This window comes from Sphingobium sp. CFD-1 (genome assembly GCF_024611115.1).
In the GTDB taxonomy this organism is placed as follows: Bacteria; Pseudomonadota; Alphaproteobacteria; order Sphingomonadales; family Sphingomonadaceae; genus Sphingobium; species Sphingobium baderi_A.
Map to the genome: position 1 here is coordinate 302,318 of NZ_CP084398.1, position 26,188 is coordinate 328,505.

Below are 26,188 nucleotides of genomic sequence, written 5' to 3' on the forward strand. Positions count from 1 at the left end.
TTGAAAATTCTTCGCCGCCAGCGACCGCGTCCCTGCACGACTCCGCACTTAGGTCATTGCCTTCCCACCCTTTGCTGATGATAGGATGCGGAAAAGCGGCAATGATGCCGGCAAGGAAGAGGGAAGGCCGGATATGACGATGACAGCGGGCGCGAATGCCGGTTCTCAGGTCGGAACAAGGACGGCGGCGCGGGGGTTGGCCGGTTTCGTCTTTGCTCTGTTCTTCGTGTTCGGTGGAATCACCAGTCTCAACGATGTACTGATCCCCAAGCTCAAGGATCTCTTCACCCTCACCAACGCGCAGGTATTGCTGGTCCAGTCGGCCTTCTTTGCGGCCTATTTCCTGATTTCCATTCCCGCCTCCGCGCTGGTGCATCGCTTCGGTTACATGCGGACGGCGGTGATCGGGCTGCTGTCGATGACGGCGGGGTGCCTGCTGTTCATTCCGGCGGCAGGATCAGGCCTGTTCGGTGCGTTCCTGTTCGCACTATTCGTGCTGGCGAGCGGAATCACCATCGTGCAAGTGGTCGCCAATCCTTTGATCTCCATGCTGGGCACGCCCGAAACCGCGTCCAGTCGCTTGACCTTCGCGCAGGCATTCAATGCGCTGGGCACGACCGTCTTTCCCTATGTCGGGTCGATACTGATCCTGGGCAGCATTGCAAAAATCGATCCGTCCACCCTGACGGGGGAGGCGTTGACTGCCTTTCGCGCGCAGGAGGCGCGGGTGGTCGTCCATACCTATATCGGTCTGGCAGTTGCGCTGGTCATTGTCGCGTTGGCGGTCTGGTTCCGGCGCACGAAGCTCAAGGAAACACGCGCGGCGAAGATGAACGTCACCGCCGCCTTCGGGCTGTTGTCGCGGCCTCGCTTTGCTTTCGGGACAATGGGCATCTTCCTCTATGTCGGCGCGGAAGTGACGATCGGCAGCCTGATGGTGCTCTATCTGGTGCAACCCAGCACGCTGAGCCTCGACATGGAAAGTGCGGGCAAGCTGGTCGCTTATTATTGGGGCGGCGCGATGGTGGGCCGCTTCATCGGATCGGCGGTGCTGCGCTTCTTCTCGCCGGGGCGAGTGTTGGCCTGCGTCGCGACAGGCGCGGTGTTGCTGTTGGGGATTTCGGCTTCCACGACGGGCGCGGTGTCGGGTTGGTCGCTGATCGCTATCGGCCTCATGAATGCGATCATGTTCCCGACGATCTTCAGCCTCGCGTGCGAAGGGCTGGGCCAGCGCGCGGCGGATGGGTCGGGGGTCATCTGCATGGCGATCGTGGGCGGCGCGATCCTGCCGCCCATCGCCGGATGGGTATCTGACATTGCGACGCTCCGCACGGCGCTGATCGTGCCCGCCATCGCCTATGGCCTTATCCTGTTGTTCGGACTGTTCGCTACGCGTCCAGTCATCCCCCTGGAGGAGTAATCAGGCGGCGGCGTCCTTCACTTTCCTGAGACGCAGCGACAGGCCGATGTAGAAGATCCCGACTATCAGCGCGAAGATGCCGATCATCCAGGCGACGGACAGCAAGCCGGTAAGCGGATAGCCGATCAGCAGCGCTCCGAGAATGACGGAGGCAAGGCCGCTCAACGCCAGCATCCATTCATTGTCGATCGCTTTGCGGAGACGGATCGCGCCGATGATCTGAAGCAGGCCCATCGCGATCAGCCACGCCGAGAAATAGAGAAGCAGGCCAAAGGCGGTGACGGCCGGCGCGAAAAAGGTGAGCAGCCCCGCCGCCACGCCCAGCAGGCCGACCAATCCCATCCACCATCGCGACCCTCCGCCCGGCTGTTTCGTCATGAAGGCGGTTGCAATGGCTAAAATTCCGTCGACAAAGGCGAATGCGCCCCACAACAGCACGATCGACAACAGCGATAGCGACGGCCACAGAAAGGTGAGAACGCCGAACAATATGGCCGCGATCCCCCGCAGCAGGATGAGCCACCAATTATCGATCAGCCACGTGATTTCAGAAAAGCGTCCGAGAGCGGTTCCATTCGTCATGTCGGTTCCCCTTTTTCACAATGACGGGCATTTCTTCGAACAGGTCGAGCAACACCGAAATGGCCCGGCAATGACTGATCCAAAGAGGAAGCTAAATCAAAAGGATGCAGGATGCCAGCCATTCGGGTCACGGATAAGGGAACTATCCATGCCCCTGAAGCAGCAGCGTGGCGCGCAGCCCCGGCCCGTTTTCAGCCAGTTCGATACGGCCATGGTGCAACCGCGCGACCGCTTCGGCCAGCGATAGGCCCAATCCCGAACCTGGCTTGCTGCGCGATGGATCTAGCCGCCCGAACCGCTTGAGCGCGGCGGCGCGCAGATCCTCCGGGATGCCGGGGCCATTGTCCGCGACGCTGATTGCCAGCCATGATCCGACCTCACGCTGTTCCGCCGACAGAGTGATGTGATCGCCGCTCTCCGCATGGCTCAGCGCATTGTCGATGAGGTTGGCGAGCGCCTGGCTCACCAATTCGCGGTGCAGCGGGAAGGGCGGCATATCCGGCGCTTCGATGGCGAGGGCAAATCCGCTATCCTCGACCAACGGCCCATAAACCTCCTCTAGGTCGCGCAGTAGCGTTCGGATATCGGTGTCCAGCAGCCGGTCTCCGCCGAAGCCTGCCTCCGTCCGGCTGATGAGCAGCGCCGTCGACAACATGGATTGCAGCGCGCGGGCTTCGCGATGCACTTTTTCCAAGGCGTCGAGCGCCATGTCGTCCCGTGTCTGCGCGCTTGCCTGCTCGACGACGGAGATCAGGCGCGTGACCGGGGATTTAAGGTCGTGGGCAAGCCCGTCGGTCATCATGCGAAGCTGCGTCACCAGCGCGTCAATCCGCTCCAGCATGGCGTTGATCGACTGGCCGAGCTGATCGAAGGCATCAGCGCTGCCATCCGTTTCGACCCGCCGGTCCAGGGCGCCCACCGCGACGGCGTTGGCGGTGTCGGCTATCGCCGAAACTTGCCGCGCCAGCACCCGGCCCAGCAGGATGGCGATTCCTAGTGTCAGCATCAGCGTCATGACGAAGGCGATGCTGAGCGCTTCTTCATAGATGCGAGAGAGTTGCAGGCTGTTGGTGGTCGCGATGCCAGTTAACAGATGGCCGCCGCTGGACAGGGTGTCTGCCGTCACGCCTATGGGTTCGGGGCGGTCATTGCCTATGCGATAAAGGTCGATGGTCTGCCATGGGCTGTCATAGGCAATGGTGGCAGGCCATGCGCCCAGATTGCCGATCAGCACCCGCCCTTGCGCGTCGGTGAGGAGGAGGACGATCCTTTCGCCCCTTACCGTGGAAAGCCGCCCCTTGATCGCGCGTTGTAGCGCCGAAAGTCCGCGCACGCGCTCTACCCGTAGCAGTTCGTCGCGCAGGCTTTCGACGGTCTGCCGGTCCGCCGCGACGATCGAGCGCTGGCTTGCCTGCTGCACAAAGAGCAGCACTCCGCCGCTGACGATGAATTGGCAGAGGAAAGCCAGTCCCACGAAGCGCCCGATGGTTGACCGCGCAAAGCCCCGCAGGCGGGCCGCGATGCTATTTTTCGATGCCAAGGCGGTATCCCATGCCACGCACGGTGTGCAGCAACGGACGGTCGGACCCGTCGTCCAGTTTGCGGCGCAGGCGGCTGACATGCACGTCGATGACGTTGGTGCCGGGATCGAAATGATAATCCCACACGCCTTCCAGCAGCATGGTGCGGGTTACGACCTGATCGGGGTGGCGCAAGAAAAATTCCAGCAGGCGAAATTCCCGCGGTTGCAGATCCACCGCCTTGCCGCCGCGTTTCACCCTGCGGGAGAGGAGATCCATCTCCAGATCGTCGTGGCGCAGCGCCGTCACCACAGCACCGCCGCTCTGTCCGTTCCGCGCACGGCGTAGCAGTAATTGCACGCGGGCAAGCAACTCGGCGAAGGCGAAAGGCTTGGTCAGATAATCGTCCGCGCCGCCGGTCAACCCTTCTACCCGGTCTTCGGGCGTGCCGAGCGCGGAAAGGATGATCGCAGGCGTTTCGATACCTGCCGCGCGCAGGGCTTTCAGCACGGACATCCCGTCCATAGCGGGCATCATCCGGTCGAGGATGATCGCGCCATAGCCGCTGTCGCTCGCCAGGAACAGGCCGTCGCGACCATTGTCTGCCCGATCGACGGTGAAGCCCGCCTCCGTCATCCCTTTGGCGATATAGTCGGCGGTGACGGCATCATCTTCGACGATGAGGATTTTCTGGCTCATTTGCCGTCATCCGACAGATCGAAGGTCACTTTCCGCATCGTTCCCTCATGACGCAGCGCCAGCCGGACGCTACTCCGCGAATGATGTAACAGATAGGCGGTCGCCTGATCCAGCGATCGCGAGGCTTGCCCGTCGATTTGCACGATATTGTCTCCCACCGCGAGTCCCAGCCGTCGCGCTTGCCCATCCGACGCCAGGCTGGTGACGATCAGGCCTGATCCCGCAGGCTGTCCATTCACCAGCGTCAAGCCAGGCAAGATATGCCCCTGTGCAGCAGCTTGCCCCGCATGGCTGCCGGTTGCCCGATGGACATGGAGGAAGAAGGCAAAGCTCATTCCCAGCGCGCCGATGGCGAGGCACCCCAGCATCGCGCCGGTCGCGGTTCTGCTTTTCCGGTTATCGCGCCGGAGCGCTTTCATGCGGCGCGCAATCGTCGGGAATGGCTGGGGGAAGGAAGGGCTTCGCCCGAAGCCATGGCGACGCGGCCTGATCGCTCGAGCTTGCCCCAGCCCACGACCCAGCCGCCGACGGCCGAAGCAATGGCGCGCACCACCACCCAATACATGATCTGGCGGTAGACAAAGCGCTGCGCGATCAGCAGATGCGGGGGATAGCGGAGCGTGCCCCCGTCGAGCCGATAGGCAACCCAGCCGCAGGCGACGTCGATGGCAATGAAGGTCAGCCAATAGACGCCCATGGTCCAGACGTCACCGCTGGTCTGCGCCCAGCCATGTTCCTGCACCCGGACCACGGTGGCGGCGATGGAGAGGATGAGGGCAAGGTCGATCAGCGGAGAGATCGCCGCAAAGACGATCTGGAATAGCCACGCCTGCGGCATCCCGACCAGCGCGAGGCCAGTGGGCTTGCGCGCCCGCAGCACGCTGGCATGTTTCCACAGGCATTGCAGCGTGCCGAACGCCCAGCGATAACGTTGCTTGGCAAGGGCGCGAAAGTCTTCGGGCGCTTCCGTCCAGGCGACCGCTTCAGGGTCGTAGGTGACGCGCCAGCCCGCGCGCTGGATCGCGATGGTCAAATCCTGATCCTCCGCCAGCGTGTCCTCGGGATAGCCGCCGACCGCATCCAGCGCTGCCCGCCGCCACGCGCCGACCGCGCCCGGCACCACCGTTATCGCATCGAATCCCGCCAGCGCGCGCCGTTCCAGATTCTGCGCCGTGATATATTCCAGCGCCTGCCAGCGCGTGACGAGGTTCACCCGGTTCCCCACACGCGCCTCGCCCGCCACGGCGCCGATGGCGGGGTCGACGAACCAGCGGGCAAGGCGAGCGATGGTCGTCGGCTCGAACTGGGTATCGGCGTCGAGCGCGATGACGATCTCGCCCATCGCTTGGGCGAGGGCGCGGTTCAGCGCCGACGCTTTGCCGCCATTTTCCAGCGTCAGCAGCGTGACGCGCGGATCGCCGGCAAATGCGCTGGCGACGGTGGCGCTGGTTGCATCCTTCGACCCGTCATCCGCCACGATCAGTTGGAGGCCGGGATATTGGCTCGCAAGCACCCGGCGGATGGATGCTTCGATCACGCGGGCTTCATTATAGGCGGGGATGATGACCGACACGCTGGGTTGATGGACCGGCGGCTGCATGCGGGGACGGCGCGACTGGAAAGTAGCGAGCCCCGCCATCAGCACCGCCCGTGCTATCCCCAGCGAAATTGCCAGGGTGAAGATCCAGCCGAGCAATGTGCTGAGCGCCGCCAGCGTGACGAAGGCGGCGACGTCGATCCGCACTGCCGTCAGGTCAGCGGGCTGGACCGGCGGCATGGCGGTTTGTTGAGACAGGCCCGCAAGGCGCGAGACGGGCACGAAGCTGTATCCCTCCGCCCGCAGCGTCGCGATGATGCGGGGCAAGGCCGCGACCGTTTCCGACCGCTCGCCGCCGCCGTCATGCAGCAGGACGATATTTTCGGAACGGTCGGGCGTCACGGCATGGACTTGATCGATCACCTGCCTGACGATTGCATCGGTGCCGGGGCGCTGCCAGTCATTGGGATCGACATGGAGACCGACAACCGTATATCCCGCTTTCTGTGCGGCGAGTGCGGGGCCGAGTTCGTCTGCCGTGGTGGGTTCCGCATCCCCGAAATAGGGTGCGCGGAACAGCTTCATGCTACGCCCGGTATAGGCTTGCACCAGTCGCTGCGTGGCGTTGAGCTGGAGTCGCGTCCCTTCCTCCGGCCATGTCGCAAGGTTGGGATGGGCATAGGTGTGATTGCCGATCTCGCTGCCGTCCGCGACGATGCGGCGCAGCAGGGCCGGATGCTCCAGCGCATTTTCCCCGATGACGAAGAAGGTCGCGGGCGTGTGCATCCTTTCGAGGATGGAGAGGATCTTCGGCGTCCATGTCGCGTCCGGCCCGTCGTCGAAGGTCAGCGCGAGCATCTTCGCCCGCTGCCCGCCGGTCCGCTGCACCTGATAGGGCGTGGGAAGGGCGCGGTAGCTTTCCCGCGCGATCATGCCCTGCGGCCCAAAGGCGATGGCGCGGCTGCCTTCGGTCGGCGTCGCGGTGATCCGCAGGATTTCGCCCGTGCCCTCGACATCGGTGTTGAGCATACTGGCGATGCGGGTCAGGTCCGGTCGGCCGCCGCGGCGGAAGGCGGTGAGGTCGGGCCAGAAGCCGGGGTCTTCGCTGCCCAGCCGCCACAGCGCCACGCTGCCCACGCCGAGTCGTTTGAGCGCTAGCATCTGGTTCCATGTCGCGGCGGCGTCCAGCATCCAGACTTGGTGCCGCTGTCCGCTTTCGTCATAGGCGAAACCGGTATTGCCGCTGGCTGGATCGAAGGTGACGGGCGCATCGCTGTCATGCGCGGCGAGCCATGCCTCGTCCAGCGATAGTGCATCGGCGGCCCCGCCGTGCCAGTCATAGCCATAGCTGCCGAGAGCGACGACCAGTTTGTCAGGACCGATGCGGCGTATCGCCTCTTCAACCTGCCGCACGAACCAGGGCTGCGCGGCGATGGGACCGGCCTCGCCGCCTTGCCAATGCTGGTCATAGGCCATGAAGATCAGTCGATCAGCAGCGCGCGCGAGTTGCTCCATCGGCCATCCGTCGCCCGCCGGAACGGTGAGCGCCAGCGTCGCATGGGGCGGCATGGCAGCACGAAGCATGTGGAGGAAGCGCAGATAATCGCCCATCGCCCCGTCCGGCAGGGATTCGAAGTCTATGACGAGCCCGCCCATCCGATGCCGCGCCACATAGTCGCCCAGGTGCCGGGCGAGCAGGCGGCTCGTTTCCGCATGGCCGAGCAGCCGCGCCATGCCCGCGCCGTCCCAGCCATTATCACTGATATTCTGGACCATCGGCAATAGCTTGGGCGTATGCGGCATGGCGGCAATCATCTGGGACAGGCGCGGGTCACTGACGAAATGCGGCATGGGGGAATGAGTCGAAACTGTTACCAGCGCGGGCACGATCCAATCAAGTTGCCCTACATGCCGCCGCAGCGAGGCGATGCTCGTTTCGTCATCGGGAACGTAGAAGCCGACGTTCAGCGGCTTGACGGCCCTGCGGGTGGCGGGCCAGTCGGGCAGCCATTTCGTGATGTCGTGATGCAGGCGAGACAGGCCGGAAAGGCGCGCCGCATGGGGTTGGGGCAGCGGCAGGGCCAGGTCGCCTTCGGACGGCACGGCGATCAGCGTGGAGGCAAAGGCGATGGCCGCCGCAACGATGGCCGCCAGTAACGTCGCCAAGGCGCGTCGCGCCCATATGCCCCGCCGCCCGGTGGGGTCGAAGAAAATCGGGCTTGTCATGTCGTCGTCGCTCGAGCGCCTGTCGCTATTATTCCGGGTACATAGAGATCGCCGTCCGCAACGGTGATGATCCGATGATGAAATCTTGGTCATGATGGGCATCGGCCTTTTCGTCGACGTTCGCGTGTTCCGGGCGAAGCGGCGATCTGCTACCGCTGATGCGTCCATATGATCTGGAGACATCATGAGCGTCGTTGCCGCCTATCTCTACAGCGCGGGGAAACCAGTCGAAAGTGTTTCGCTCGATCATGCACCGGTGATGGGGAATCCGTCCGATTTCGTATGGATCGGGCTGGTGGAACCGTCGGAGCAGGAATTACGGACGTTGCAGGTGCATTATGGCCTGCACCCCTTGGCGGTCGAGGACGCGCTCAAGGCGCACCAGCTTCCGAAGGTGGACGTATATGGCGATCAACTTTTCGTGGTCGCGCGCACGGCCCATCTGGATGGGGACAAGATCCTCTACGGGGAAACGGCGGTTTTTCTGGGGCCGAACCATATCATCTCCGTGCGGCACGGTTCTGCCCGCGCTCACACGGAATTGCGATCGCATCTGGAGGCGGCGCCTTCGCTGCTCAGCCATGGCGTCGACTATGTGCTCCACGCGATCCTCGATTTCATCGTCGACGGTTATCTGCCCATTGTTGAAACCATTGAGGAGGAAGTGCTCGCGATGGAGGATCGGGCGCTCGACACTTTTCTTGAGCGGGACGACATCATGCGTATCTTTCACCTGCGCCGGGAACTGATCCGTTTTCGCCGTATTCTTGGCCCCATGTCGGAAATGGCGAGCCGGCTCGTGCATCTCGATCTGCCTTGTCTCGACGCGCAGGTGCAGCCCTATTTCAAGGACGTGTATGATCATGTGCGGCGGGTTGAAGTCATGGTCGAGAATTTGCGCGAAGTGCTGACTTCGGTGTTCGAGGTCAGCCATCTGCTCGAATCCCAGCGGCAGGGCGCTACCACGCGGCAATTGGCAAGCTGGGCCGCCATCCTTGCCGTGCCCACCGCGATTGCGGGAATTTATGGCATGAATTTCCACAATATGCCTGAACTGCGGACGCATTATGGCTATTTCGTCGTTCTGGCGGTGATGGCGAGCATCTGCGGACTGCTTTACCTGCGTTTCAAGCGGGCCAACTGGCTCTAGGCGGTCGCTGGTTGCGATTGGTCCGCGGCGTCTTTAGCCTTGTCCCGCTTCCTTCCGATCCAGATATGAGTGCCTGTCCGTTGAAGTCCTTTTCCACTGTCCCACGTTTCCTGTTGCTGATCTTCGCCTTTCTTCCCGGCATGGCCGCCGCTCTTCCTGCCAATCGCCCGACGCCGGGCTATACCCGGGTCGCCATCGAAACCTCTGTCGGGACGATCATCGTTGCTACCGACAATCGCCATGCCCCGCACACAGCAGCCAATTTCCTGGCCTATGTGGATGATGGGCGGTTCGATGGCGTCACTTTCTATCGGGCGGCGCGACGCAAAAGCGCACCGGAACTCGGCCTGATCCAGGGCGGCATCGACACGGATGCGCGTCGTGCGTTGCCCCCCATCCAGCATGAGTCGACGAGCAAGACGGGCATCCGCCATCTCAACGCCACGCTGTCGATGGCGCGGCCCAACCGTCCCGATTCGGCGATGGGTAATTTTTTCATCACGGTGGGGCCGACGCCGAACATGGACGCGCAGGGCAGTTATATCGGCTATGCCGCCTTCGGTCATGTCGTCGCGGGGATGGACGTGGTAAAGCGCATCCTCGCCATGCCGACTTGTTGTGGCTCAGGTCCTATGCGCGGGCAGATGATCGTGAAGCCGATCCGCATCATCCGCGCCAAAAGGCTCGACGGAACGCCACTCCCGACCGGCAAGGTGAAGCCCTGGCTGATCGGGATTAACCGTCCGAAAGCGAAGTGAAGAAACGACCGTGCCTATATTGGAAGGCAGGCCGCGTTCCTAGGTTCCTATCCAGAATGGCGACGCGCTTTCCTTCCAGCTAATTCTTGCGCTGCGGCACGGAAAAGGTGCCTGATACGCGCCCGCTGGACCCGCCCGAAACGCCTGGCGTCCCGCCGCTCGCCCGCCCGTCGACAGTGGAAAGCCCGCTGTTGAGGTCCATCACGAGCCGCCCGCCCGTCAGACGATTCGCGCCTTGCGTCAGCGCCACATTGCCCAACATGGTGATGAGCCGCTTGTTGAGGTCGTAAATGGCGACATTGCCACGCGCCGTCTGGTCCGCCTTTGTCACAACGACATTGCCCGAAGCATCGATCCGATCGACTTCCACGCCACTGCCGGTATTGCCAGTGCTGTTGCCCGGCGTCTGGCGATAGGCAACGGTCATGCGCGCCGCATTCAGCGTCATGCCCGCCTGTGTTACGACGACATTGCCCGACACGACCACCCGGTCGGCGCGGTCCTGCACTTCGATCCGATCGGCGGAGAAGTTGACCGGCGCATTGCTATCGTGATTCTTCATCACCTGCGCGCCTGCCCCCGCGAAAATGGCGCTCGCGGTGCCGATCGCGCCTAGTGAAAAGAGGGTGACGGTGCGTTTCATCAGTTCCGCCCTTTGAGGCCATTTTGTTCGATGCGCAAGCGTGCCCTGCCGTTCAGCGTCACCGTGCGGGCATTGAGATCCGCTTCCAGATGATCGCCGCTGAAGGTGCCGATGGGGATGCGCCCGTCGACCCGGCCTGCGCTCTTGAGCCTGCGGGACTGAAGGTCGACGCCGACATCGCGGGTCGTCATGCGGTATCCGCCCGCCGACTCGAACTGCACCGGGCCGATGATGCCGACCCGTTCGCTATCCATATTATACTGGCCCTTTTGTGCACTCAGCACCGCGGGGCCGTCGGACAGCAATATGCGCGCTGACAGGTCGCTCAAGTCCACGACGGGCTCGCGTGAGCTTTTCTGCACCGCCGATCCCGCGCGCAGGGAGAAGGGCTGCCCCTTGCTGTCCTCCCCTCGGTAGAGCGCCTCTGTCAGGCGCATCCTCTCATGCGCGATCTCGACCCGGTTCTTGTCGAGCAGGAAGCTGACCTTGTCCCCGCCGGTGAAGGGCGCGGTCGCCAACAGCGCCGCCAGAACGCCCACCGCGACCGGCAGCCAGTTCTTAAGCGTCCTGACCAGCCGGTCATGGCTGCCGCCCGGCCGCGCCCAGTGGCGGCGCGCATGGCGTTGCTGTTCAGCCTGGATCGACATGGATGGCGCGCTTCCCTTTATATCCTTACATGTGGGCGAAGATATCGATCTCCGGCCACCCCGCCAGATCTAGGTCAGCCCGATGAGGGAGGAAATCGAAACAAGCCTGCGCCAGTTCCATGCGCCCTTCGCGGATCAGCCGCTTGTCGAGCTGTTCTTTCAGCAGATGCAGATAACGCACGTCCGACGCCGCATAATCCTTTTGCGCGTCGGACAGCAGCGGCGCGCCCCAGTCGGAACTTTGCTGCTGCTTGCTGATTTCCTGCCCCAGCAGTTCGCGCACCAGTTCCTTCAGGCCATGACGGTCGGTATAGGTCCGTACCAGACGCGAGGCGATCTTGGTGCAATAGGCGGGCGCGGCGATCACACCCAGATAATGTTTGATGGCGGCAATATCGAAACGCCCGAAATGATAGAGTTTCAGCCGCTCCGGATCAGCCAGAACCGCCTTCAGGTTTGGCGCGGCATAATCACTTCCCGGACTGAAGCGCACCAGGTGCTCATCGCCCTTGCCGTCGCTGATCTGGACGACGCACAGTCGGTCGCGCGGGGTGATGAGGCCCATGGTTTCAGTATCGACGGCGATCGGGCCGGGTGCAAGGACGCCCTCGGGCAGATCCTCTTCATGGAAATAGACGGTCATGGCTCCCCTCTATGGTGAAAGCGGTCATATCGCAATCGAGGCTTTCATCCTGTCTCTATCGCATCCTGTCTCTATGGAAATGCGGGCCAGCGGAATCTGACGGGTTGCAGGCTAAAATCATTCGCGCTCCCCCGAAAAGTTGATATAGTGATTCTCAAACCGCTGTGCTGCGGTGGATTCTGCATGTCATTTCGCCCGGCATGTTTGTCCGATTTTACATTTGGGCGAAGCGAAAGTGACCAACAGGGCATGAGTTTTGATAGAGGTCGCCGCGGCGGGCGCGGCAAGGACAAGCGCGACGGTTTCGGCGAAGACAGTTTCTACGAAGGTGGCCGCACTTTCGGCGGTGGCGGCTTTGGTGATCGTGGTGGTTTCGGCGGTGATCGCGGCGGCTTCGGCGGTGGTGACCGAGGTGGCTTCGGCGGCGGTGGCGCTGGCGGCGGCGGTGGTTTCCGCAGCGGCGGTGGCGGCGGCTTTGGCGGCGGCGGCGCTGGTGGTTTTGGCGGCGGTCGCGGCGGAATGCCCGCACAGGTCGTCGGCGAAGGCACTGGCGTCGTAAAGTTCTTCAATGGACAGAAGGGTTTCGGCTTCATCGTGCGTGATGATGGCGGCGAAGACGTATTCGTGCACATCAGTGCGGTCGAACAGGCAGGCCTGACCGGCCTGGCGGAAGGGCAGCCGCTTGGCTTCACCCTCGTCGATCGCGGGGGTAAGGTGTCGGCGACCGACCTGAAGATCGAGGGCGAGCCGCTTCCGGTCGAGGAACGTGCGCCGCGTGAGCCGCGCGCAGGCGGTTTCGGCGGCGCTGAGCGTGGTGGCGATCGCGGTCCTCAGCGTCAGCTTACCGGCGAGCGCGCCAGCGGCACGGTCAAGTTCTTCAACGCGATGAAGGGCTTCGGCTTCATTCAGCGCGATGATGGCCAGCCGGACGCATTCGTGCACATCAGTGCGGTTGAGCGTGCGGGCATGCCCGCCCTCAACGAAGGCGACCGTTTGGACTTCGAACTGGAAGTCGATCGCCGCGGCAAATATGCGGCGGTGAATCTCCAGTCGAAGGCCGACTGACGCCCTGCTATCCTGCCGTCAGGATACAGAGCAAGAAAGGGTCGCCTGCCCGGCGGCCCTTTTTCTTTTAAGGTTGCCGTGAATGGGTCGAGAGCGGGCGTTGCCCGCGACATCATGCTGAACTTGGTTCAGTAATCATCATGTCCCAAGAACCCTGCTTGATCCGGCAATTGAACCCTGAGCCGAGCCTGCGAAGCTGAACAAGTCCGCGGTGTCGGGGAAGGATGCCGGGTCGCCACCAATCTCTCACCTTGCGAACCCATCCGTTGCCCGGATCAGGGCGTCCAATATGCCCGGCTCGTTATAGGCGTGGCCCGCGCCCTCGATCATCTCGAAGCGCGCCCGCGGCCAAGCGCGGTGCAGCGCCCAGGCGGTCTCCGCCGGGCAGGCCATGTCATAGCGGCCCTGCACGATGACGCCGGGAGTGTCGCGTAGCTTGCCCGCGTCGCGGATGAGCTGGTCGTCCTCCAGCCAGCCGCCATGGACGAAATAATGATTTTCGATTCGGGCGAAGGCGAGCGCAAAATCGTCGGCTTCGTGGGTCGCCGACAGATCGGGGTCGGGCAGCAGGCGGATGGTTTCGCCTTCCCAGACGCTCCATGCCTTGGCCGCTGCGATCTGCGCCGTATGATCCTCTCCCGTCAGGATGCGGCGATAGGCATGGAGCAGATCGCCGCGCTCGCTTTGCGCTATAGGCGCGAGGAAGCGTTCCCATTTGTCCGGATAGATGCGGCTCGCGCCCTCCTGATAATACCAGTCGATCTCGCGCTTGCGGACGGTGAAGATGCCGCGCAGCACCAGTTCGCTGACGCGATCCGCATGGGCCTGAGCATAAGCGAGCGCTAGCGTCGATCCCCATGACCCGCCGAAAACCAGCCATTTTTCGACGCCCATCATGGTCCGCAGCCGTTCGATGTCGGCCACCAGATGCCATGTCGTGTTGGCGTTGAGGTCGGCATGGGGCGTCGAGCGGCCGCAGCCGCGCTGGTCGAACAGCAGCACGTCATAACGCGCCGGATCGAATAGACGCCGATGATCGGGCGCGCAGCCCCCGCCTGGCCCGCCATGAAGGAAGATGGCGGGCTTCGCGCCCGGCGTTCCGGCGCGTTCCCAGTAGACGCTGTGGCCGTCCCCGGTATCGAGATGGCCGGAGGTGAAAGGTTCGATCGGGGGATAAAGTGTTCGCATGGTCCGACATTACAATCTCCCATGTCGGAAATACAATTTGCGACAAATCTCCCTTTGCTCCGCGAGAATTTTGCGACAACTGGCTGCTAGGCAGGCCATGTTCAGGTCTGTTTTGGGGGTTTCCGTGCGGCGTTCCATGTCCTTTGCCATTTTCACCTTATTGTCCGGCGCGGCGCCCGGCGCGCTGATGGCGCAGGAGGCCGAGCGCCGCCCGCCCGTGGAGATGGACGAAGGGGAGGAAATAGTCGTCACCGGCCAGCCGGAACGTGGGGCGGTGTTCGGAGATGTCCAGCCCGAACAGCAGTTCCGCGCCGCCGACATCCGCGCGCTGGGCGTCGCGTCGATTTCCGAAATGGTGTCTGAACTGTCGGCCGAAACCAACGGCACGCCCATCATCCTCCTCAACGGCAAGCGCATCTCCAGCTTTTCGGAGATTCAGGATCTCCCTTCCGAAGCGGTGGCGCGGGTCGACGTGCTGCCCGAACAGGTTGCGCTGTCCTATGGCTATGCGCCGACGCAGAAGGTCATGAACATTGTGCTGCGCCAGCGTTTTCGCGCGGAATCCGCCGATGTGCGCGGGGGCGTGACGACAGATGGCGGGCGTGAGAATGGATCGGCCGAAGCAGGCATCATGCGTATCCGGGGCGACAACCGCTTCACGTTGAACCTCAAATATAGCCGCGCCGCGCAACTGCTGGAAAGCCAGCGGGATATCATTCCGACCGCGCCGTCCCGGCCCTATTCGCTGGGCGGCAATATCACCGCCCCGACGCAGGACGGGGAAATCGATCCGGCGCTTTCTGCCCTTGCCGGGCAGACCGTGACGGTGGCTGCCGTGCCGAAAAGTGCGGCTGCCTCCGTGCCTGCGCTTAGCGATTTCGTGGCGGGCGCGGGACAGCAGAGCGTCAGCGACCTTGGCCGCTATCGCACGCTCAGCCCCGCCACAGAGAATTTTGCCGCCAACGCCACGCTGGCTCGCGCGCTGGGCGGGGTGTCGGCCACCATCAACGGGCGGCTGGAGCTTTCGGACAACGATTCGTTTCAGGGGCTGTCGGCGGCGGCGCTGACATTGCCTGCAGGCAATCCCTTCTCGCCCTTCGCGGGCGATGCGCGGCTTTACCGCTATCTCGCGCAGACGGGTGCGCTGGGGCAGGGGATAAGGGGCACCACGGGCCATATCGGGATCACGCTGAACGGCGCGCTGGGGGGCGGATGGCAATGGTCCTTTACCGGCAATGGCGACATTTCCGACACCCGCACGCGGACGGATCGCGGCATTTCCACCGGCGCGATACAGGCGGCGCTGGAAGCGGGCGACGCGTCGGTGAACCCCTATGGCGACATGTCCGGCAATCTGCTGGCCACACGCCTCACCGACCGTGCGCGGGCGAAATCGCAGGCGATTTCGGGCGATCTGCTGCTGAGCGGCCCGCTATTCGACCTGCCTGCGGGGGAGGTCACGACATCGCTCAGTCTGGGCGGGTCGGCCAATGGCTTTGAAAGCTGGTCGATCCGGTCGGGGGTCGAGCGCAATGCGGATTATAGCCGGGAAATCGCGAGCGGGCAGATCAGCCTGGACGTGCCGCTCACCAGCCGGTCGCGGGACGTGCTGGGGATGCTGGGCGACATCGGCGTCAACATAAACGCCGCCGCGCAGCGCCTGTCGGATTTCGGCACGCTTTCGACGCTGGGCTACGGTCTGCGCTGGAAGCCAGTGAAGGCGGTTCAGGTCCTGATGTCCGCCAATCAGGACCGGGCCGCGCCAACCGGATCGCAGATCACTGATCCGTTGATCTCCACGCCCAATATGCCTGTCTTCGATTATGCCACCGGGCAGACGGTGTTCGTGACGACGTTGTCGGGTGGCAATGCCGGGCTGAAGGAAAGCGTGCGCGACCAGTTCCGCCTGAGCGCAACGGTGAAGCCCTTCGACAAGCCCAATCTGACGCTGACGGCGACCTACCTCAACAGCCGCACCCGTAATCCCATCGCGGCCTTCCCCACGCCCACACCCGCCATAGAGGCGGCCTTTCAGGATCGTTTCCTGCGCGATGCGGACGGCGCGCTGACGCAGATCGACGCGAGGCCGATCAATTTCCTGCGGTCGCAAAGCAAGGAACTGCACTGGGGCTTCAACCTGTCGATCCCGCTCAAATCGCATGTGCAGAAGCTGATGGAAGCTTGGCGCGCGGCGGGTGGAAAGCCCGAAAACCGGCCGGTCGAGCTGCAATCGCTGTTCGGCAATCGCCGTCCCGCTGGTGGAGGCGACGGCGAGGGAGGCGGCGACGGCCAACCCAGACGCGATGCTGGTCCGGGCGGACCGGGTGAGACTGGCGGCAGCAACGCGGGACCGAGCGGAAGGCCGGGCACCGGCTTCGGCGGGCGGGGTGGTTTTGGCGGGCGGCGTGGCGGCGGCGGTGGCGGACGCCTCAGCTTCAGCCTGTATCACACATGGCATTTGACCGAGAGCATCCTGATCGCGCCGGGCGTGCCGGAACTCAACCTGCTGAGCGGCGACGCGACCGGTTCATCGGGCGGGCAACCACGCCATGAGGTCGAAGCGCGGCTGGGCTATTCCAACAACGGCATCGGCGGGCGGCTGAGCGTCAACTGGGAAAGCGGGACGCATGTCGACGGCGCGCTGGGCGGCACGTCGCGCCTGAACTTCGGCAGCCTCGCCACCGCCAATCTGCGCCTCTTCGCCAATCTGGGGCAGATGCCCGGACTGGTGCGCGACCATCCTTTCCTGCGAGGCGCGCGGGTTTCCATCGGCATCGACAATATCTTCAATGCGCGGCGGGATGTGACGGACGCGACCGGGGCGACGCCGCTGCGTTATCAGCCGGACTATCTGGACCCGCTGGGCCGCACGGTGACGATCAGTTTCCGCAAGCTGTTCTTCTGACCGGCCATGCTGCCGCGTGATCTTGCAAAGCGGCGGTTATTAGGTGGATTTTGGACATATTCCATCCGTTCGTCCTGAGTAGCCACTTCGGCTTCGCTCACCCCTACTCCGGGCGAACGGGTGTTGGGAGGAATGGCCGAGAACGGAGACAATCCCGAGAGGTCAGGATGCGAGTAGGCGGCGAGTGGTGGTTTTCAGGCGGCTGAGATCGACCGCCTCCCGGAATTCCACGCCCATGCGGTCATCCTTCGACCAGTGTGCGACGGCGTCGGCGAAATAATTGTCCGCCAGCTCGATGATGAAGGTCGTCCCTTCCGGCACGTCCCACAGTCCTTCGACCAGCGCGCCGGTGGCGGAAATGTTGCGGATGCGCGCGGAATATATGTCTCCGTCATTATGCACGGCCACGGTCCGCAGCATGGATTTGCGTTCGGGCCGACTGGATTTGAAACCTTCGACCTTGGCAGCAGTGCCCGCGCTCAACTGACGTTCGAGCACCTCAGCGGCGCCCATCGGCCGTCCGTAGACATAGCCCTGCACATGACTGCACCCCAGTTGGCGGATCAGGTCCAGCTCGTCATGGGTTTCCGCGCCCTCCGCCGTCGTGTCCATGCCCAGTGCTTCGGCCAGGCTTACGATGGCCTTGATGATTGCGCTGTTGCGATTGCCCTTGATCGCCGCGCCGCGCACGAAGCTCTGGTCGATCTTGATCTTGTCGAACGGCGCTTTCTTCAAGTAGCCGAGCGAGGAATAACCTGTCCCGAAATCGTCCAGCGCCAGACGTACGCCCAGGGCCTTCAGTCGCGCGAACATCGAATCGGTGTCCGCATTGTCGTTCAGGAACACGCTCTCGGTGATTTCCAGCTCCAGGCGTTCGGGCGACAATTGCGTCGACGCCAGCGCGTTCATGATTGTGGAGGGAAAGCTGGGATTGGCGAACTGGATTGGGGAGACGTTGACCGCCACGCGCGTGCTTCCCACCCATTGCGCCGCGTCCTTGCAGGCTGTGCGGATCACCCAGTCCCCGATCTGCGCGATCAGGCCTGTATCCTCCGCGATGGGAATGAAGATATCGGGGCCAATCAGCCCCCGCCGGGGATGCTGCCAGCGAAGCAGCGCTTCATAGCCAGTGATCTGTTCGGTGACGGACGATACGACCGGCTGATAGACCAGATGCAGCGCGTCGGTCGCCAGCGCGTCGCGCAAATCCTCCTCCAGTCGGCGGCGATCTTCCGCATCGGCGTGCATGTCGGATGAATAAAAGCGATAGACGCCTCGGCCGTTGCCCTTTGCCGCATAAAGCGCCAGATCGGCGTTGCGGATCAGAGCGTCGGTGGTCACGCCGTCGTGCGGGCAGTGGGAAATGCCGATCGAAACGCCGATGACGACGGACGTATCCTCGATCTTGTAGGGCTGAGATATGGTGCTGATGATAGCCTGGGCGAGATGGCCCAGCACCGCTGGGTCCTGACGCCCGACCAGAAGGATCTTGAACTCGTCGCCGCCTTGGCGGCCGACCAGCCCCTGATTGCCGACCACTCGGAGCAGTCGCTCGCTGACCTGTCGCAACAGCGCGTCTCCGGCCGGATGTCCCAGCGTGTCATTGACGCTCTTGAAACGGTCCAGGTCCAGCATCATCAGGGTGCATTCGCCCATCTGGCCATTGATGCTCTTGATGGAGTGCTCCAGCGCCTGCATTATCTGGACCCGATTGGCGAGGCCTGTGAGAGAATCGAACTGGGCCAGTCGCGCCACTTCGGCTTGACTGCGCTTTATTTCGGTAAGATCGGTGCCGCTGCCGCGAAAGCCCTGGAACTGACCATATTCATTGAATACCGGTTGGCCGGAAATCGACCACCAGCGCTCCTCGTTCATCATCGCGGCCTGAACGGCGACCTCGGTAAAACCCGAACGCGCCGACAGATGGAATCCCAATGTACGTTCACCGTCGCCATGAGGGCGGTTGCCGGGGCCGACAAGATCGGTGAAAGGTTGTCCGATGAGTTGTTCGACGGGCCTGCCCAACGTCGTGGCCAGCGTTTTGGAAAGATAGACTAGCAATCCCTGCCGGTCCGTTTCCCAGAACCAGCCCCGACCGGAGCGTTCATATTCATGAAGCAGTCGGTCGGAACGCTGGGCCCGCAATTCCTGCCGGTAGCGTAGCATGGCCTGATCGCGGTCCACCCTGGCCTGCCGCACCGTGGCGATCAGCATGACCGACACGCAGCTCACCGCCAGCCCGGCCTGCATCCAGCCGCCTTGCTGCATGACCGACACCAGCAGGACGCCCAGGAAATAGGACAGGCCCAGCAGCCTACGGTCGCCGAAGATGCACACCGCCAGCAGCGCGACGGCAAATTCGGGCACGATGAAATGCAGGGACGGGGCGGTGACATTGCACCAGAGGCTGAATGTAAGTCCCGAAAGGAAAGCCATGGGCAGCATAAGCCACATCTGTACATGTGGCATGAGCGCGCGGAATCGGCTCTGGCGCGGCGCGATCATCAGCGCGCCGTCCGCCAACAGCATCGCCGCCAGCAGGATCGATTGCCATGGGCTGGCTATATGATGGAAAGGCGCGCCGTAGAGGGCGGAAATGCAAATCTTCGCCAGCAGAACCAGCGGCCAAAGCGCGGCAATGAGAAGGAAGGCCCGTGAAACCCAGGTCGCAGATACATCTCCACCGCTTTCTGCCAGTCCCAGCGACGTCATGAGGCCGGGACTGGGCGCTGTGGACTCCGGAAAAGCTGGACGCACGGGGTTCATGCCCTGTGCCTAACCCAAACTTCTTGAAAGAAGCTTACCTAGAAGGCTCAAAAACGACGGAATTTAATCACTTCATTCGCGAAGATCGGCAATCACACTCGCATCGGCATCAGCACATAGAGCGCCGGGCTGCGATCATTCTCGCGAATCAGCGTGGGCGCCGCCGCATCAGCCAGATGCAGTTCGACGAGGTCGCTGTCGATCTGCCCCAATATGTCGAGCAGATAGCGGGCGTTGAAGCCGATTTCGAAGCCTTCGCCCTGGAACGCGCCGGAGACTTCTTCCGCAGCCGTGCCGTTTTCGGGGCTGGTGACGGATAGTGTGATCTTGTCGCGATCGAGTGCCATCTTGACCGCGCGGGTCTTTTCCGTGGCGATGGTGGCGACACGGTCCACGCCTTCCTCGAAGCTGCGCGGGTCGATCTTGAGCAACTTGTCGTTCCCCGTCGGAATGACGCGGCTGTAATCGGGGAAAGTGCCGTCGATCAACTTGCTGGTCAGGATCGCGCTGCCAAGGCCGAAACGGATCTTGCTGGCGGACAGCGAAACTGCGACTGATCCTTCGACCTCGTCCAGCAGCTTGCGAAGCTCGCCAATGCATTTGCGCGGGATGATGATGCCCGGCATCCCATCCGCGCCATCGGGCCGGGGAACCGTCACGCGGGCGAGGCGGTGGCCATCGGTCGCCGCGGCCTTGAGCACCGGCTGGCCTTCATCCGACACATGGAAATAGATGCCGTTGAGATAATAGCGCGTCTCTTCGGTCGAAATCGCGAAGCGCGTCTTGTCGATGATCTGCTTGAGCGTTTCGGCGGGCAGTTCGAAGCTGGTCGGTAGGTCGCCTTCCGCGATCACCGGGAAGTCGTCGCGCGGCAGGGTCGACAGGTTGAAGCGCGCACGGCCCGCCTGGATCAGCATCTTGCCCTCGGCAGCGTGGAGCAGCACCTGGCTGCCTTCGGGCAGCTTGCGCGCGATGTCGAACAGCGTGTGCGCCGAAATGGTGGTGGCCCCGGCCTGTTCGACCTGCGCGGAGATGCTCTCCACGATCTGGAGATCGAGGTCGGTCGCCATCAGCTTGATCGCGCCGTCCGCCGATGCTTCGATCAGCACGTTCGACAGGATCGGTATGGTGTTGCGCCGTTCGACCACCGACTGGACGTGGCTCAGACTTTTCAGGAGCGTTGCGCGTTCGATGGTGGCCTTCATGTCCCTGTTCTGTCCGTTTCTTTTTCGCCGATGACCCGGCTTCGGTCGAATCCGGGTGACAATGATGGATGGTCCTTCATAGCCGCTATGACGGCGGCGGCAAGCACTCGCTCATCCTTTCCGTGCAAAGCCAAGGCTTGCAAAAGGAATCGGCTTGGGCTTTGCCGGGGGAATGCGATGCGCCCTTGCCCTGATCCCCATCCTGATGCTGGCTGCCGCGCCAGCGCAGGCGCGCGATTCGCTGGGGATATTCGAAGGTTGGGGCGCTTTCCGCGATCCGGCGACGCCGCGCTGCTACGCCATCGCGCAGCCCGTTAGCATCCGTTCCAGCGCTGCGCTCAATGGATTCGCCTCGGTTGCGAGTTGGCCGCGCGAGAAGCTGCGGGGGCAGGTTCATTTTCGCCTGAGTCGGATGCGCGGCGACAAGGCGCCCGTGATCCTGAGCATTGGCGATAGGCGCTTTCCCCTTGTCGCGGGGCAGGTCGATGCCTGGGCCCCCGATGCGCGCGGAGACGCCGCCATCGTCGCGGCGATGCGGTCGGCTACCAGCATGAGCGTGCAGTCCGCCGACATGCGCGGGCGGGCTTTTGCCGACACCTACGCTTTGCGCGGGGCGGCGACGGCGATCGACGCGGCGGCGCTGGGATGCGCGAAACTGCGCTAGATCTTTTTGCCGCATTTTTGTGAGCCGTCAGCCGTGCCAGCTGACTCCAAAATGCTCTGGCAAGCCGCACCCTTTCAAAATCCAGGCAAATCGACTATGTGCGCGCCCTATGCAGACAGCCGCCAACCCGCTCATGCCGATTCCCGGCGCTATCGATCCTGTGCCCGTGCCGCGCGCCGTAACACCGCGCGAGGATGGCCGCGTCGACCTGCTAGGCCTGGCGCGCGATCGGATCCGTGCTGTTCTGGAAAGCGCGGGGCTGGAGCCCAAGCAGGCGAAGCTGCGCGCCAAGCAGCTTTTCCACTGGCTCTACCATCGCGGCGAGACCGATTTCGAGAAGATGACCGACCTCGCCAAGCCGATGCGCGGCTGGATGGCGGCGCGCTTCATCGTCGGCCGTCCGCAGGTGGTGGAGGCGCAGGTGTCGAGCGACGGCACGCGGAAATGGTTGCTGCGCTCCGACGACGGGCAGGATTATGAAATGGTGTTCATCCCCGACGCGGATCGGGGGACGCTCTGCGTGTCGAGCCAAGTCGGCTGCACGCTCAACTGCCGCTTCTGTCATACCGGCACGATGCGCCTTGTCCGCAACCTGACGCCGGGCGAGATCGTGGGGCAAGTGATGCTGGCGCGCGACGCGCTGGGCGAATGGCCCAAGGGGAGTATGTCCTCGACCATCGAGGATGAGGATGATGACGCTCCGCAATATGCGCCCGACGGCCGGATGCTGACCAACATCGTTATGATGGGCATGGGCGAGCCGCTCTATAATTTCGACCATGTGCGCGACGCGCTGAAGGTCGTGATGGACGGCGACGGGCTGGCTTTGTCGAAGCGGCGCATCACTCTCTCCACGTCTGGTGTAGTGCCGATGATGGCGCGGGCAGGTGAGGAGATCGGCGTCAATCTTGCCGTGTCGCTCCATGCCGTGACCAAGGACGTGCGCGACGAACTGGTGCCGCTCAACCGGAAATATGGGATCGAGGAGCTGTTGCAGGCCTGCGCCGACTATCCCGGCGCGAACAATGCGCGGCGCATCACCTTCGAATATGTGATGATAAAGGACAAGAATGACAGCGACGCCGACGCGCATGAGCTTGTCCGCCTGCTCCGCCAGTTCAAATTGCCTGCGAAGGTGAACCTGATCCCCTTCAATCCATGGCCGGGCACCGACTATGAATGTTCGACGCCGGAGCGGATCAGGCGCTTTTCCGACATAGTGTTCGAAGGCGGTATTTCCGCTCCGGTCCGCACGCCGCGCGGGCGGGACATCATGGCGGCGTGTGGGCAGCTCAAATCCGCGAGCGAGAAGAAGAGCCGCGCCGAACTCAACCGGCTGGCCGAGGAGAAACAGGCGGCGCTGGGCTGATCGTTCACCAACCTAATATGGCGCAACGAAAAAGGGCGGCCCCATGGGACCGCCCTTTCCTATTTGCTGTCCAGGAAGGATCAGAAACGGAAGCCGATGCCGACGACGCCCGCATCACGGCCACCGAAATTGGCTTCATATTCGGTGCGCTGATACTCAGCCGAAATGTAGATGTTCGGACGGGCTGCAAATTCCAGACCGCCGCCATAACGCACACCTTCCACCGCGAAGCCCGCACCACCGACGTCGACGCGGGTGTCTGCGTAGCCGACCTTGGCGAAGGCGAGGATCTGCGGGGTGACAATATAACCCAGACGCACCGAAGCAGCGAGGTCGCGGCTGATTTCGACGCCGCCTTCACCGGTGGTGGTGTCGCCGAAGGACACTTCGGGGCCGAAGGTCACGCGGGGAGCGAGCGCCAGGTCATAGCCGGCGGTCACGCCATAGCTGAAGCCATCTTCACCGTCGAACTTGTCATAGCCCATGGTCACGCCGGCGCGCGGACCCGTGAAGGACGCGGCTTCCTGAGCGAAAGCAGGCGCGGACACGGCAAAAGCGGCAGCAGCAGCGGCTGCGAAAATCACAGTCTTCATAAAACCCTCATATTATGGAAGCGGCAACATTGTCGGAATGACAATAGCCGTCATGTATTCATGATTTGGTGTTTCGATTGTTTTCTTTATCACCTTGCAAAAAGACTGCGGTAAGCAGCCTTCAGCCTTCTCATGAACCGCAATGTTCACCTGCGGTGACGCGCATATGCGTCGCCATGGATCGAGTTGCAACATCGTCATAAACATTATTGAGGATTGATGTTTTTTCGCAACAGTTTGGGCGGCGCAAGCGTAGATGCAAAAAAAGGGCGGCTCACAAGAGGAGCCGCCCTTCTCCATACACTGGTTCCGTGCTTAGAAGCGGAAGCCGATACCGACGACGCCCGCATTGCGGCCGCCGAAATCATCTTCATATTCGGTGCGCTGATATTCGGCGGAAATATAGGTGCGCGGAGTCACCGAATATTCCAGGCCGCCGCCGAAACGCACGCCTTCCAGCGATTGATGCGCGCCGGCAAATTCGAAGCGGGTGTTGGCATAGCCGACCTTGCCGAACGCCAGAACCTTCGGCGTCACGGCATAACCGAGACGCAGCGAGGCGGCGAGGTCGCGGCTGGCGTGGACGCCGCTGTCCTTGGTGGTGGAGTCGCTGAACGACACTTCCGGGCCGGCCGTGATGCGCGGGGCCACCGCGATGTCGTAACCGGCGGAGGCGCCATAGGTGAAACCATCGCTGCCCTGGATATTGTCATAACCCAGGATCGCGCCTGCACGCGGGCCAGTAAAGGGAGTTGCGTCCTGAGCAAAAGCTGGAACGGCAACGGAGGCAGCAGCAATGGCCGCGAGAATCGCAGTCTTCATGATATTCCTCATTTATTCTTTGACACCCTGAACCGGGATGAACTCTATCTAGGTACTCAATCAGTTTTGAAAAGGGACTGATCTATTATTTATTTTGATCAAGCCCCCCTTGAAACATGCAGGTATCGTTCCGTAGTCGCTTATATATCCGACGATCTTACTTGCGACGGGAGCGCGCTTATGCTCTCGCCAGATGGCTGCCACATGAACGGCTTCTGTCATTTCCGTCAGGGAACATCCATTTTGACCTGACTGATGCAAAAGAGTAACAGTGCCTGCCATGAAAGAAGGCTTGGTCCCCGCTACTGCGGCGCGTATGGTGCAACGCCATCGGCTGTCCACCCGTCTGTGGCATTGGGCGAACGTGCTGCTGCTCTACACGCTGTTCACCAGTGGCCTTGGCATCTTCAATGCCCACCCCCGGCTCTATTGGGGCCAGTATGGCGCCAATTTCGATCATGCGTGGCTGGAACTGGATCGTTTTCCGGGCTGGATCACCCTGCCGGCACTCTATAATCTCGCCATATCGCGGCATTGGCACCTGACCGCCGCGCCGATCCTGATCGTCTCGCTCCTCGCTTATATGCTCTGGAGCCTTGGCAATGGGCATATTGGTAAGGATTTGCTTTTCCGCCGGGGTGAGTTGGCGCCTGCTCATCTCTGGCGAGACGTCAAGGATCATGTCCGGTTGCGTTTCCCAAGGGGGGAAGCGGCGCTGCATTATAATGTGTTGCAAAAGGCCAGTTACATGGCCGTGATCTTTCTATTGCTGCCGCTGGTCATTCTGACCGGGCTTACCATGTCACCGGGCATGAACGCGGCCTGGCCCTGGCTGATCGATCTGTTTGGCGGTCGCCAATCGGCCCGGTCGCTTCATTTCCTGGCGGCGTTCGCCCTGATGGCCTTTTTTCTCGTTCACATTCTCATGGTTCTGCTGGCGGGGCCGTTGAATGAAATCCGGTCGATGCTCACCGGCAAATATCGTCTGCCGGAGGAAGGGAGATGACGCTTTTGTTATCCCGCCGCGCACTGGTGCTGGGCGGAGCGGTCACGCTGGCCGGATGCGATCGGCTGGCGAGCAATGAAAGGGTGCGCGACACGCTGTTTTCAGCCGAGAATTTCCATAAATGGGCGCAACGCAGTCTGATGCGCCGCGATGCCCTCGCCCATGAATTCCGGCCCGACCAGATTTCCCCCTTTTTTCGCGCGAACGGCACCGCTAATCCCAACACGCCCGAATATAAGACACTGTGGCGCAACGGCTTTGCCGACTGGCGGCTGCGCGTAAGCGGAATGGTGGCCCGGCCCCTGTCGCTTTCCCTCGTGCAACTTCATGCCATGCCCCATCGCGAGCAGATTACGCGCCACGATTGCGTGGAAGGATGGAGTGCGATCGGCAAATGGCGCGGCGTGCCGCTATCGCTGATTCTGAATGCGGCGCGGATGAGCAGCCGCGCGCGCTACATCGTTTTTCGCTGCGCCGACGATATGGGGAACGGTAATGCCTATTATGAAAGCATCGACCTGATCGACGCGTTCCATCCCCAGACCATTCTGGCTTTCGCACTGGGCGATCAACCTTTGCGGGTGGCGAACGGGGCGCCGCTGCGACTGCGGGTGGAGCGGCAGCTTGGCTACAAGCACGCCAAATATCTGACGGGAATAGAGGTGGTGGAAAGTCTCTCCGGTATCGGCGCGGGTAAGGGCGGCTACTGGGAAGATCGGGCTGGTTATGACTGGTATGCAGGCATTTGACGCCCGCGTCATGACAGGGCAGGGTGCGGCG

At 62.5% G+C, this 26,188-nt stretch carries 23 protein-coding genes; 9 read left to right on the forward strand and 14 right to left on the reverse strand.

The genetic code is table 11. The annotated features are described in order from the left end of the window. The first annotated feature begins 133 nt into the window (after positions 1-133). Entirely contained in the window at positions 134-1,420 is a 1,287-nt protein-coding gene (locus LDB26_RS01465) for a sugar MFS transporter (RefSeq protein ID WP_082635301.1), read from the forward strand. On the opposite strand, the gene LDB26_RS01470 is transcribed toward LDB26_RS01465, so the two are convergent. The 5 genes from LDB26_RS01470 to LDB26_RS01490 form a co-directional block, all read right to left on the reverse strand. After that, the gene (locus LDB26_RS01470) at positions 1,421-2,002 is read right to left on the reverse strand and encodes an HdeD family acid-resistance protein (RefSeq protein ID WP_257539970.1); all 582 of its coding nucleotides are present in this window, start codon (positions 2,000-2,002) and stop codon (positions 1,421-1,423) included. It lies immediately after the preceding gene. 142 nt (positions 2,003-2,144) lie between these two features. Beyond that, complete coding sequence (locus LDB26_RS01475) at positions 2,145-3,542, reverse strand: HAMP domain-containing sensor histidine kinase (RefSeq protein WP_257539972.1); 1,398 nt, start codon at positions 3,540-3,542, stop codon at positions 2,145-2,147. Beyond that, the gene (locus tag LDB26_RS01480; RefSeq protein ID WP_062063240.1) at positions 3,526-4,221 is read right to left on the reverse strand and encodes a response regulator transcription factor; all 696 of its coding nucleotides are present in this window, start codon (positions 4,219-4,221) and stop codon (positions 3,526-3,528) included. Before LDB26_RS01480 ends, LDB26_RS01475 begins: the two co-directional genes overlap by 17 nt. Then, a complete protein-coding gene (locus tag LDB26_RS01485) occupies positions 4,218-4,640 on the reverse strand; it encodes a PDZ domain-containing protein (protein WP_257539974.1) in 423 nt (140 codons plus the stop codon). The genes LDB26_RS01480 and LDB26_RS01485 overlap by 4 nt, the downstream gene beginning before the upstream one ends. Continuing rightward, entirely contained in the window at positions 4,637-7,984 is a 3,348-nt protein-coding gene (locus tag LDB26_RS01490; protein ID WP_257539976.1) for a glycosyltransferase, read from the reverse strand. The genes LDB26_RS01485 and LDB26_RS01490 overlap by 4 nt, the downstream gene beginning before the upstream one ends. A 184-nt stretch (positions 7,985-8,168) precedes the next feature. On the opposite strand from LDB26_RS01490, the gene corA reads away from it, so the two are divergent. Both corA and LDB26_RS01500 read left to right on the forward strand, forming a co-directional pair. Then, entirely contained in the window at positions 8,169-9,134 is a 966-nt protein-coding gene (gene corA, locus LDB26_RS01495) for a magnesium/cobalt transporter CorA (RefSeq protein WP_257539978.1), read from the forward strand. A gap of 140 nt (positions 9,135-9,274) precedes the next feature. Beyond that, positions 9,275-9,892 (forward strand): peptidylprolyl isomerase, encoded by a 618-nt coding sequence (locus LDB26_RS01500; protein ID WP_062068467.1) that lies wholly within the window; start codon positions 9,275-9,277, stop codon positions 9,890-9,892. 79 nt (positions 9,893-9,971) lie between these two features. On the opposite strand, the gene LDB26_RS01505 is transcribed toward LDB26_RS01500, so the two are convergent. The 3 genes from LDB26_RS01505 to LDB26_RS01515 are packed head-to-tail and all read right to left on the reverse strand — an operon-like array spanning position 9,972 to position 11,825. Then, positions 9,972-10,535, reverse strand: coding sequence for an LptA/OstA family protein (locus LDB26_RS01505; RefSeq protein WP_257539980.1), 564 nt, complete (start codon positions 10,533-10,535; stop codon positions 9,972-9,974). Next, positions 10,535-11,182, reverse strand: a complete 648-nt coding sequence (locus LDB26_RS01510) for an LPS export ABC transporter periplasmic protein LptC (protein ID WP_062063250.1) — start codon at positions 11,180-11,182, stop codon at positions 10,535-10,537. Before LDB26_RS01510 ends, LDB26_RS01505 begins: the two co-directional genes overlap by 1 nt. A 25-nt stretch (positions 11,183-11,207) precedes the next feature. Continuing rightward, positions 11,208-11,825, reverse strand: coding sequence for a ribonuclease D (locus LDB26_RS01515; RefSeq protein WP_257539982.1), 618 nt, complete (start codon positions 11,823-11,825; stop codon positions 11,208-11,210). 249 nt (positions 11,826-12,074) lie between these two features. On the opposite strand from LDB26_RS01515, the gene LDB26_RS21505 reads away from it, so the two are divergent. After that, entirely contained in the window at positions 12,075-12,890 is an 816-nt protein-coding gene (locus LDB26_RS21505) for a cold-shock protein (protein ID WP_062063254.1), read from the forward strand. A gap of 246 nt (positions 12,891-13,136) precedes the next feature. Here LDB26_RS21505 and pip read toward each other — a convergent pair whose 3' ends face one another. Further along, positions 13,137-14,078 (reverse strand): prolyl aminopeptidase, encoded by a 942-nt coding sequence (pip, locus tag LDB26_RS01530; protein WP_257539984.1) that lies wholly within the window; start codon positions 14,076-14,078, stop codon positions 13,137-13,139. A gap of 136 nt (positions 14,079-14,214) precedes the next feature. On the opposite strand from pip, the gene LDB26_RS01535 reads away from it, so the two are divergent. Then, entirely contained in the window at positions 14,215-16,983 is a 2,769-nt protein-coding gene (locus LDB26_RS01535) for a TonB-dependent receptor (RefSeq protein WP_257539986.1), read from the forward strand. Positions 16,984-17,145: 162 nt separating this feature from the next. On the opposite strand, the gene LDB26_RS01540 is transcribed toward LDB26_RS01535, so the two are convergent. Beyond that, positions 17,146-19,749, reverse strand: coding sequence for a bifunctional diguanylate cyclase/phosphodiesterase (locus LDB26_RS01540; protein WP_257539988.1), 2,604 nt, complete (start codon positions 19,747-19,749; stop codon positions 17,146-17,148). Between the two features lie 92 nt (positions 19,750-19,841). Further along, positions 19,842-20,954: a DNA polymerase III subunit beta gene (gene dnaN / locus LDB26_RS01545; protein WP_062063264.1), complete on the reverse strand. Its 1,113-nt coding sequence runs from the start codon at positions 20,952-20,954 to the stop codon at positions 19,842-19,844. A gap of 172 nt (positions 20,955-21,126) precedes the next feature. Here dnaN and LDB26_RS01550 point away from each other — a divergent pair, with 172 nt between their 5' ends. Continuing rightward, positions 21,127-21,618, forward strand: coding sequence for a hypothetical protein (locus LDB26_RS01550; protein WP_257542221.1), 492 nt, complete (start codon positions 21,127-21,129; stop codon positions 21,616-21,618). A 109-nt stretch (positions 21,619-21,727) separates the two neighbouring features. Then, positions 21,728-22,987, forward strand: coding sequence for a 23S rRNA (adenine(2503)-C(2))-methyltransferase RlmN (gene rlmN / locus LDB26_RS01555; protein ID WP_062063268.1), 1,260 nt, complete (start codon positions 21,728-21,730; stop codon positions 22,985-22,987). Positions 22,988-23,067: 80 nt separating this feature from the next. On the opposite strand, the gene LDB26_RS01560 is transcribed toward rlmN, so the two are convergent. The 3 genes from LDB26_RS01560 to LDB26_RS01570 are packed head-to-tail and all read right to left on the reverse strand — an operon-like array spanning position 23,068 to position 24,402. Next, the gene (locus tag LDB26_RS01560) at positions 23,068-23,580 is read right to left on the reverse strand and encodes a porin family protein (protein WP_257539991.1); all 513 of its coding nucleotides are present in this window, start codon (positions 23,578-23,580) and stop codon (positions 23,068-23,070) included. Between the two features lie 12 nt (positions 23,581-23,592). Beyond that, on the reverse strand, positions 23,593-23,880 hold the full coding sequence (locus tag LDB26_RS01565; protein ID WP_257539993.1) for a hypothetical protein: 288 nt from the start codon (positions 23,878-23,880) through the stop codon (positions 23,593-23,595). Positions 23,881-23,895: 15 nt separating this feature from the next. Beyond that, complete coding sequence (locus LDB26_RS01570; protein WP_062063272.1) at positions 23,896-24,402, reverse strand: outer membrane protein; 507 nt, start codon at positions 24,400-24,402, stop codon at positions 23,896-23,898. A 280-nt stretch (positions 24,403-24,682) separates the two neighbouring features. Here LDB26_RS01570 and LDB26_RS01575 point away from each other — a divergent pair, with 280 nt between their 5' ends. Both LDB26_RS01575 and LDB26_RS01580 read left to right on the forward strand, forming a co-directional pair. Beyond that, positions 24,683-25,408, forward strand: coding sequence for a cytochrome b/b6 domain-containing protein (locus LDB26_RS01575; RefSeq protein ID WP_257539995.1), 726 nt, complete (start codon positions 24,683-24,685; stop codon positions 25,406-25,408). Beyond that, positions 25,405-26,157: a molybdopterin-binding protein gene (locus LDB26_RS01580; protein ID WP_257539997.1), complete on the forward strand. Its 753-nt coding sequence runs from the start codon at positions 25,405-25,407 to the stop codon at positions 26,155-26,157. The genes LDB26_RS01575 and LDB26_RS01580 overlap by 4 nt, the downstream gene beginning before the upstream one ends. Positions 26,158-26,188: the final 31 nt, after the last annotated feature.

Bases quoted from the DNA above. Each gene is read 5' to 3' on its own strand.
- LDB26_RS01540 (WP_257539988.1), bottom strand. From the start codon at position 19,749: ATGAACCCCGTGCGTCCAGCTTTTCCGGAGTCCACAGCGCCCAGTCCC.
- corA (WP_257539978.1), top strand. From the start codon at position 8,169: ATGAGCGTCGTTGCCGCCTATCTCTACAGCGCGGGGAAACCAGTCGAA.
- LDB26_RS01535 (WP_257539986.1), top strand. From the start codon at position 14,215: ATGTCCTTTGCCATTTTCACCTTATTGTCCGGCGCGGCGCCCGGCGCG.
- LDB26_RS01570 (WP_062063272.1), bottom strand. From the start codon at position 24,402: ATGAAGACTGCGATTCTCGCGGCCATTGCTGCTGCCTCCGTTGCCGTT.
- LDB26_RS01490 (WP_257539976.1), bottom strand. From the start codon at position 7,984: ATGACAAGCCCGATTTTCTTCGACCCCACCGGGCGGCGGGGCATATGG.
- LDB26_RS01575 (WP_257539995.1), top strand. From the start codon at position 24,683: ATGAAAGAAGGCTTGGTCCCCGCTACTGCGGCGCGTATGGTGCAACGC.
- LDB26_RS01550 (WP_257542221.1), top strand. From the start codon at position 21,127: ATGCGATGCGCCCTTGCCCTGATCCCCATCCTGATGCTGGCTGCCGCG.
- LDB26_RS01510 (WP_062063250.1), bottom strand. From the start codon at position 11,182: ATGTCGATCCAGGCTGAACAGCAACGCCATGCGCGCCGCCACTGGGCG.
- LDB26_RS01515 (WP_257539982.1), bottom strand. From the start codon at position 11,825: ATGACCGTCTATTTCCATGAAGAGGATCTGCCCGAGGGCGTCCTTGCA.
- LDB26_RS01470 (WP_257539970.1), bottom strand. From the start codon at position 2,002: ATGACGAATGGAACCGCTCTCGGACGCTTTTCTGAAATCACGTGGCTG.
- LDB26_RS21505 (WP_062063254.1), top strand. From the start codon at position 12,075: ATGAGTTTTGATAGAGGTCGCCGCGGCGGGCGCGGCAAGGACAAGCGC.
- LDB26_RS01485 (WP_257539974.1), bottom strand. From the start codon at position 4,640: ATGAAAGCGCTCCGGCGCGATAACCGGAAAAGCAGAACCGCGACCGGC.
- LDB26_RS01565 (WP_257539993.1), bottom strand. From the start codon at position 23,880: ATGGAGAAGGGCGGCTCCTCTTGTGAGCCGCCCTTTTTTTGCATCTAC.
- LDB26_RS01500 (WP_062068467.1), top strand. From the start codon at position 9,275: ATGGCCGCCGCTCTTCCTGCCAATCGCCCGACGCCGGGCTATACCCGG.
- LDB26_RS01480 (WP_062063240.1), bottom strand. From the start codon at position 4,221: ATGAGCCAGAAAATCCTCATCGTCGAAGATGATGCCGTCACCGCCGAC.
- LDB26_RS01560 (WP_257539991.1), bottom strand. From the start codon at position 23,580: ATGAAGACTGTGATTTTCGCAGCCGCTGCTGCTGCCGCTTTTGCCGTG.
- LDB26_RS01465 (WP_082635301.1), top strand. From the start codon at position 134: ATGACGATGACAGCGGGCGCGAATGCCGGTTCTCAGGTCGGAACAAGG.
- dnaN (WP_062063264.1), bottom strand. From the start codon at position 20,954: ATGAAGGCCACCATCGAACGCGCAACGCTCCTGAAAAGTCTGAGCCAC.
- pip (WP_257539984.1), bottom strand. From the start codon at position 14,078: ATGCGAACACTTTATCCCCCGATCGAACCTTTCACCTCCGGCCATCTC.
- rlmN (WP_062063268.1), top strand. From the start codon at position 21,728: ATGCAGACAGCCGCCAACCCGCTCATGCCGATTCCCGGCGCTATCGAT.
- LDB26_RS01580 (WP_257539997.1), top strand. From the start codon at position 25,405: ATGACGCTTTTGTTATCCCGCCGCGCACTGGTGCTGGGCGGAGCGGTC.
- LDB26_RS01505 (WP_257539980.1), bottom strand. From the start codon at position 10,535: ATGAAACGCACCGTCACCCTCTTTTCACTAGGCGCGATCGGCACCGCG.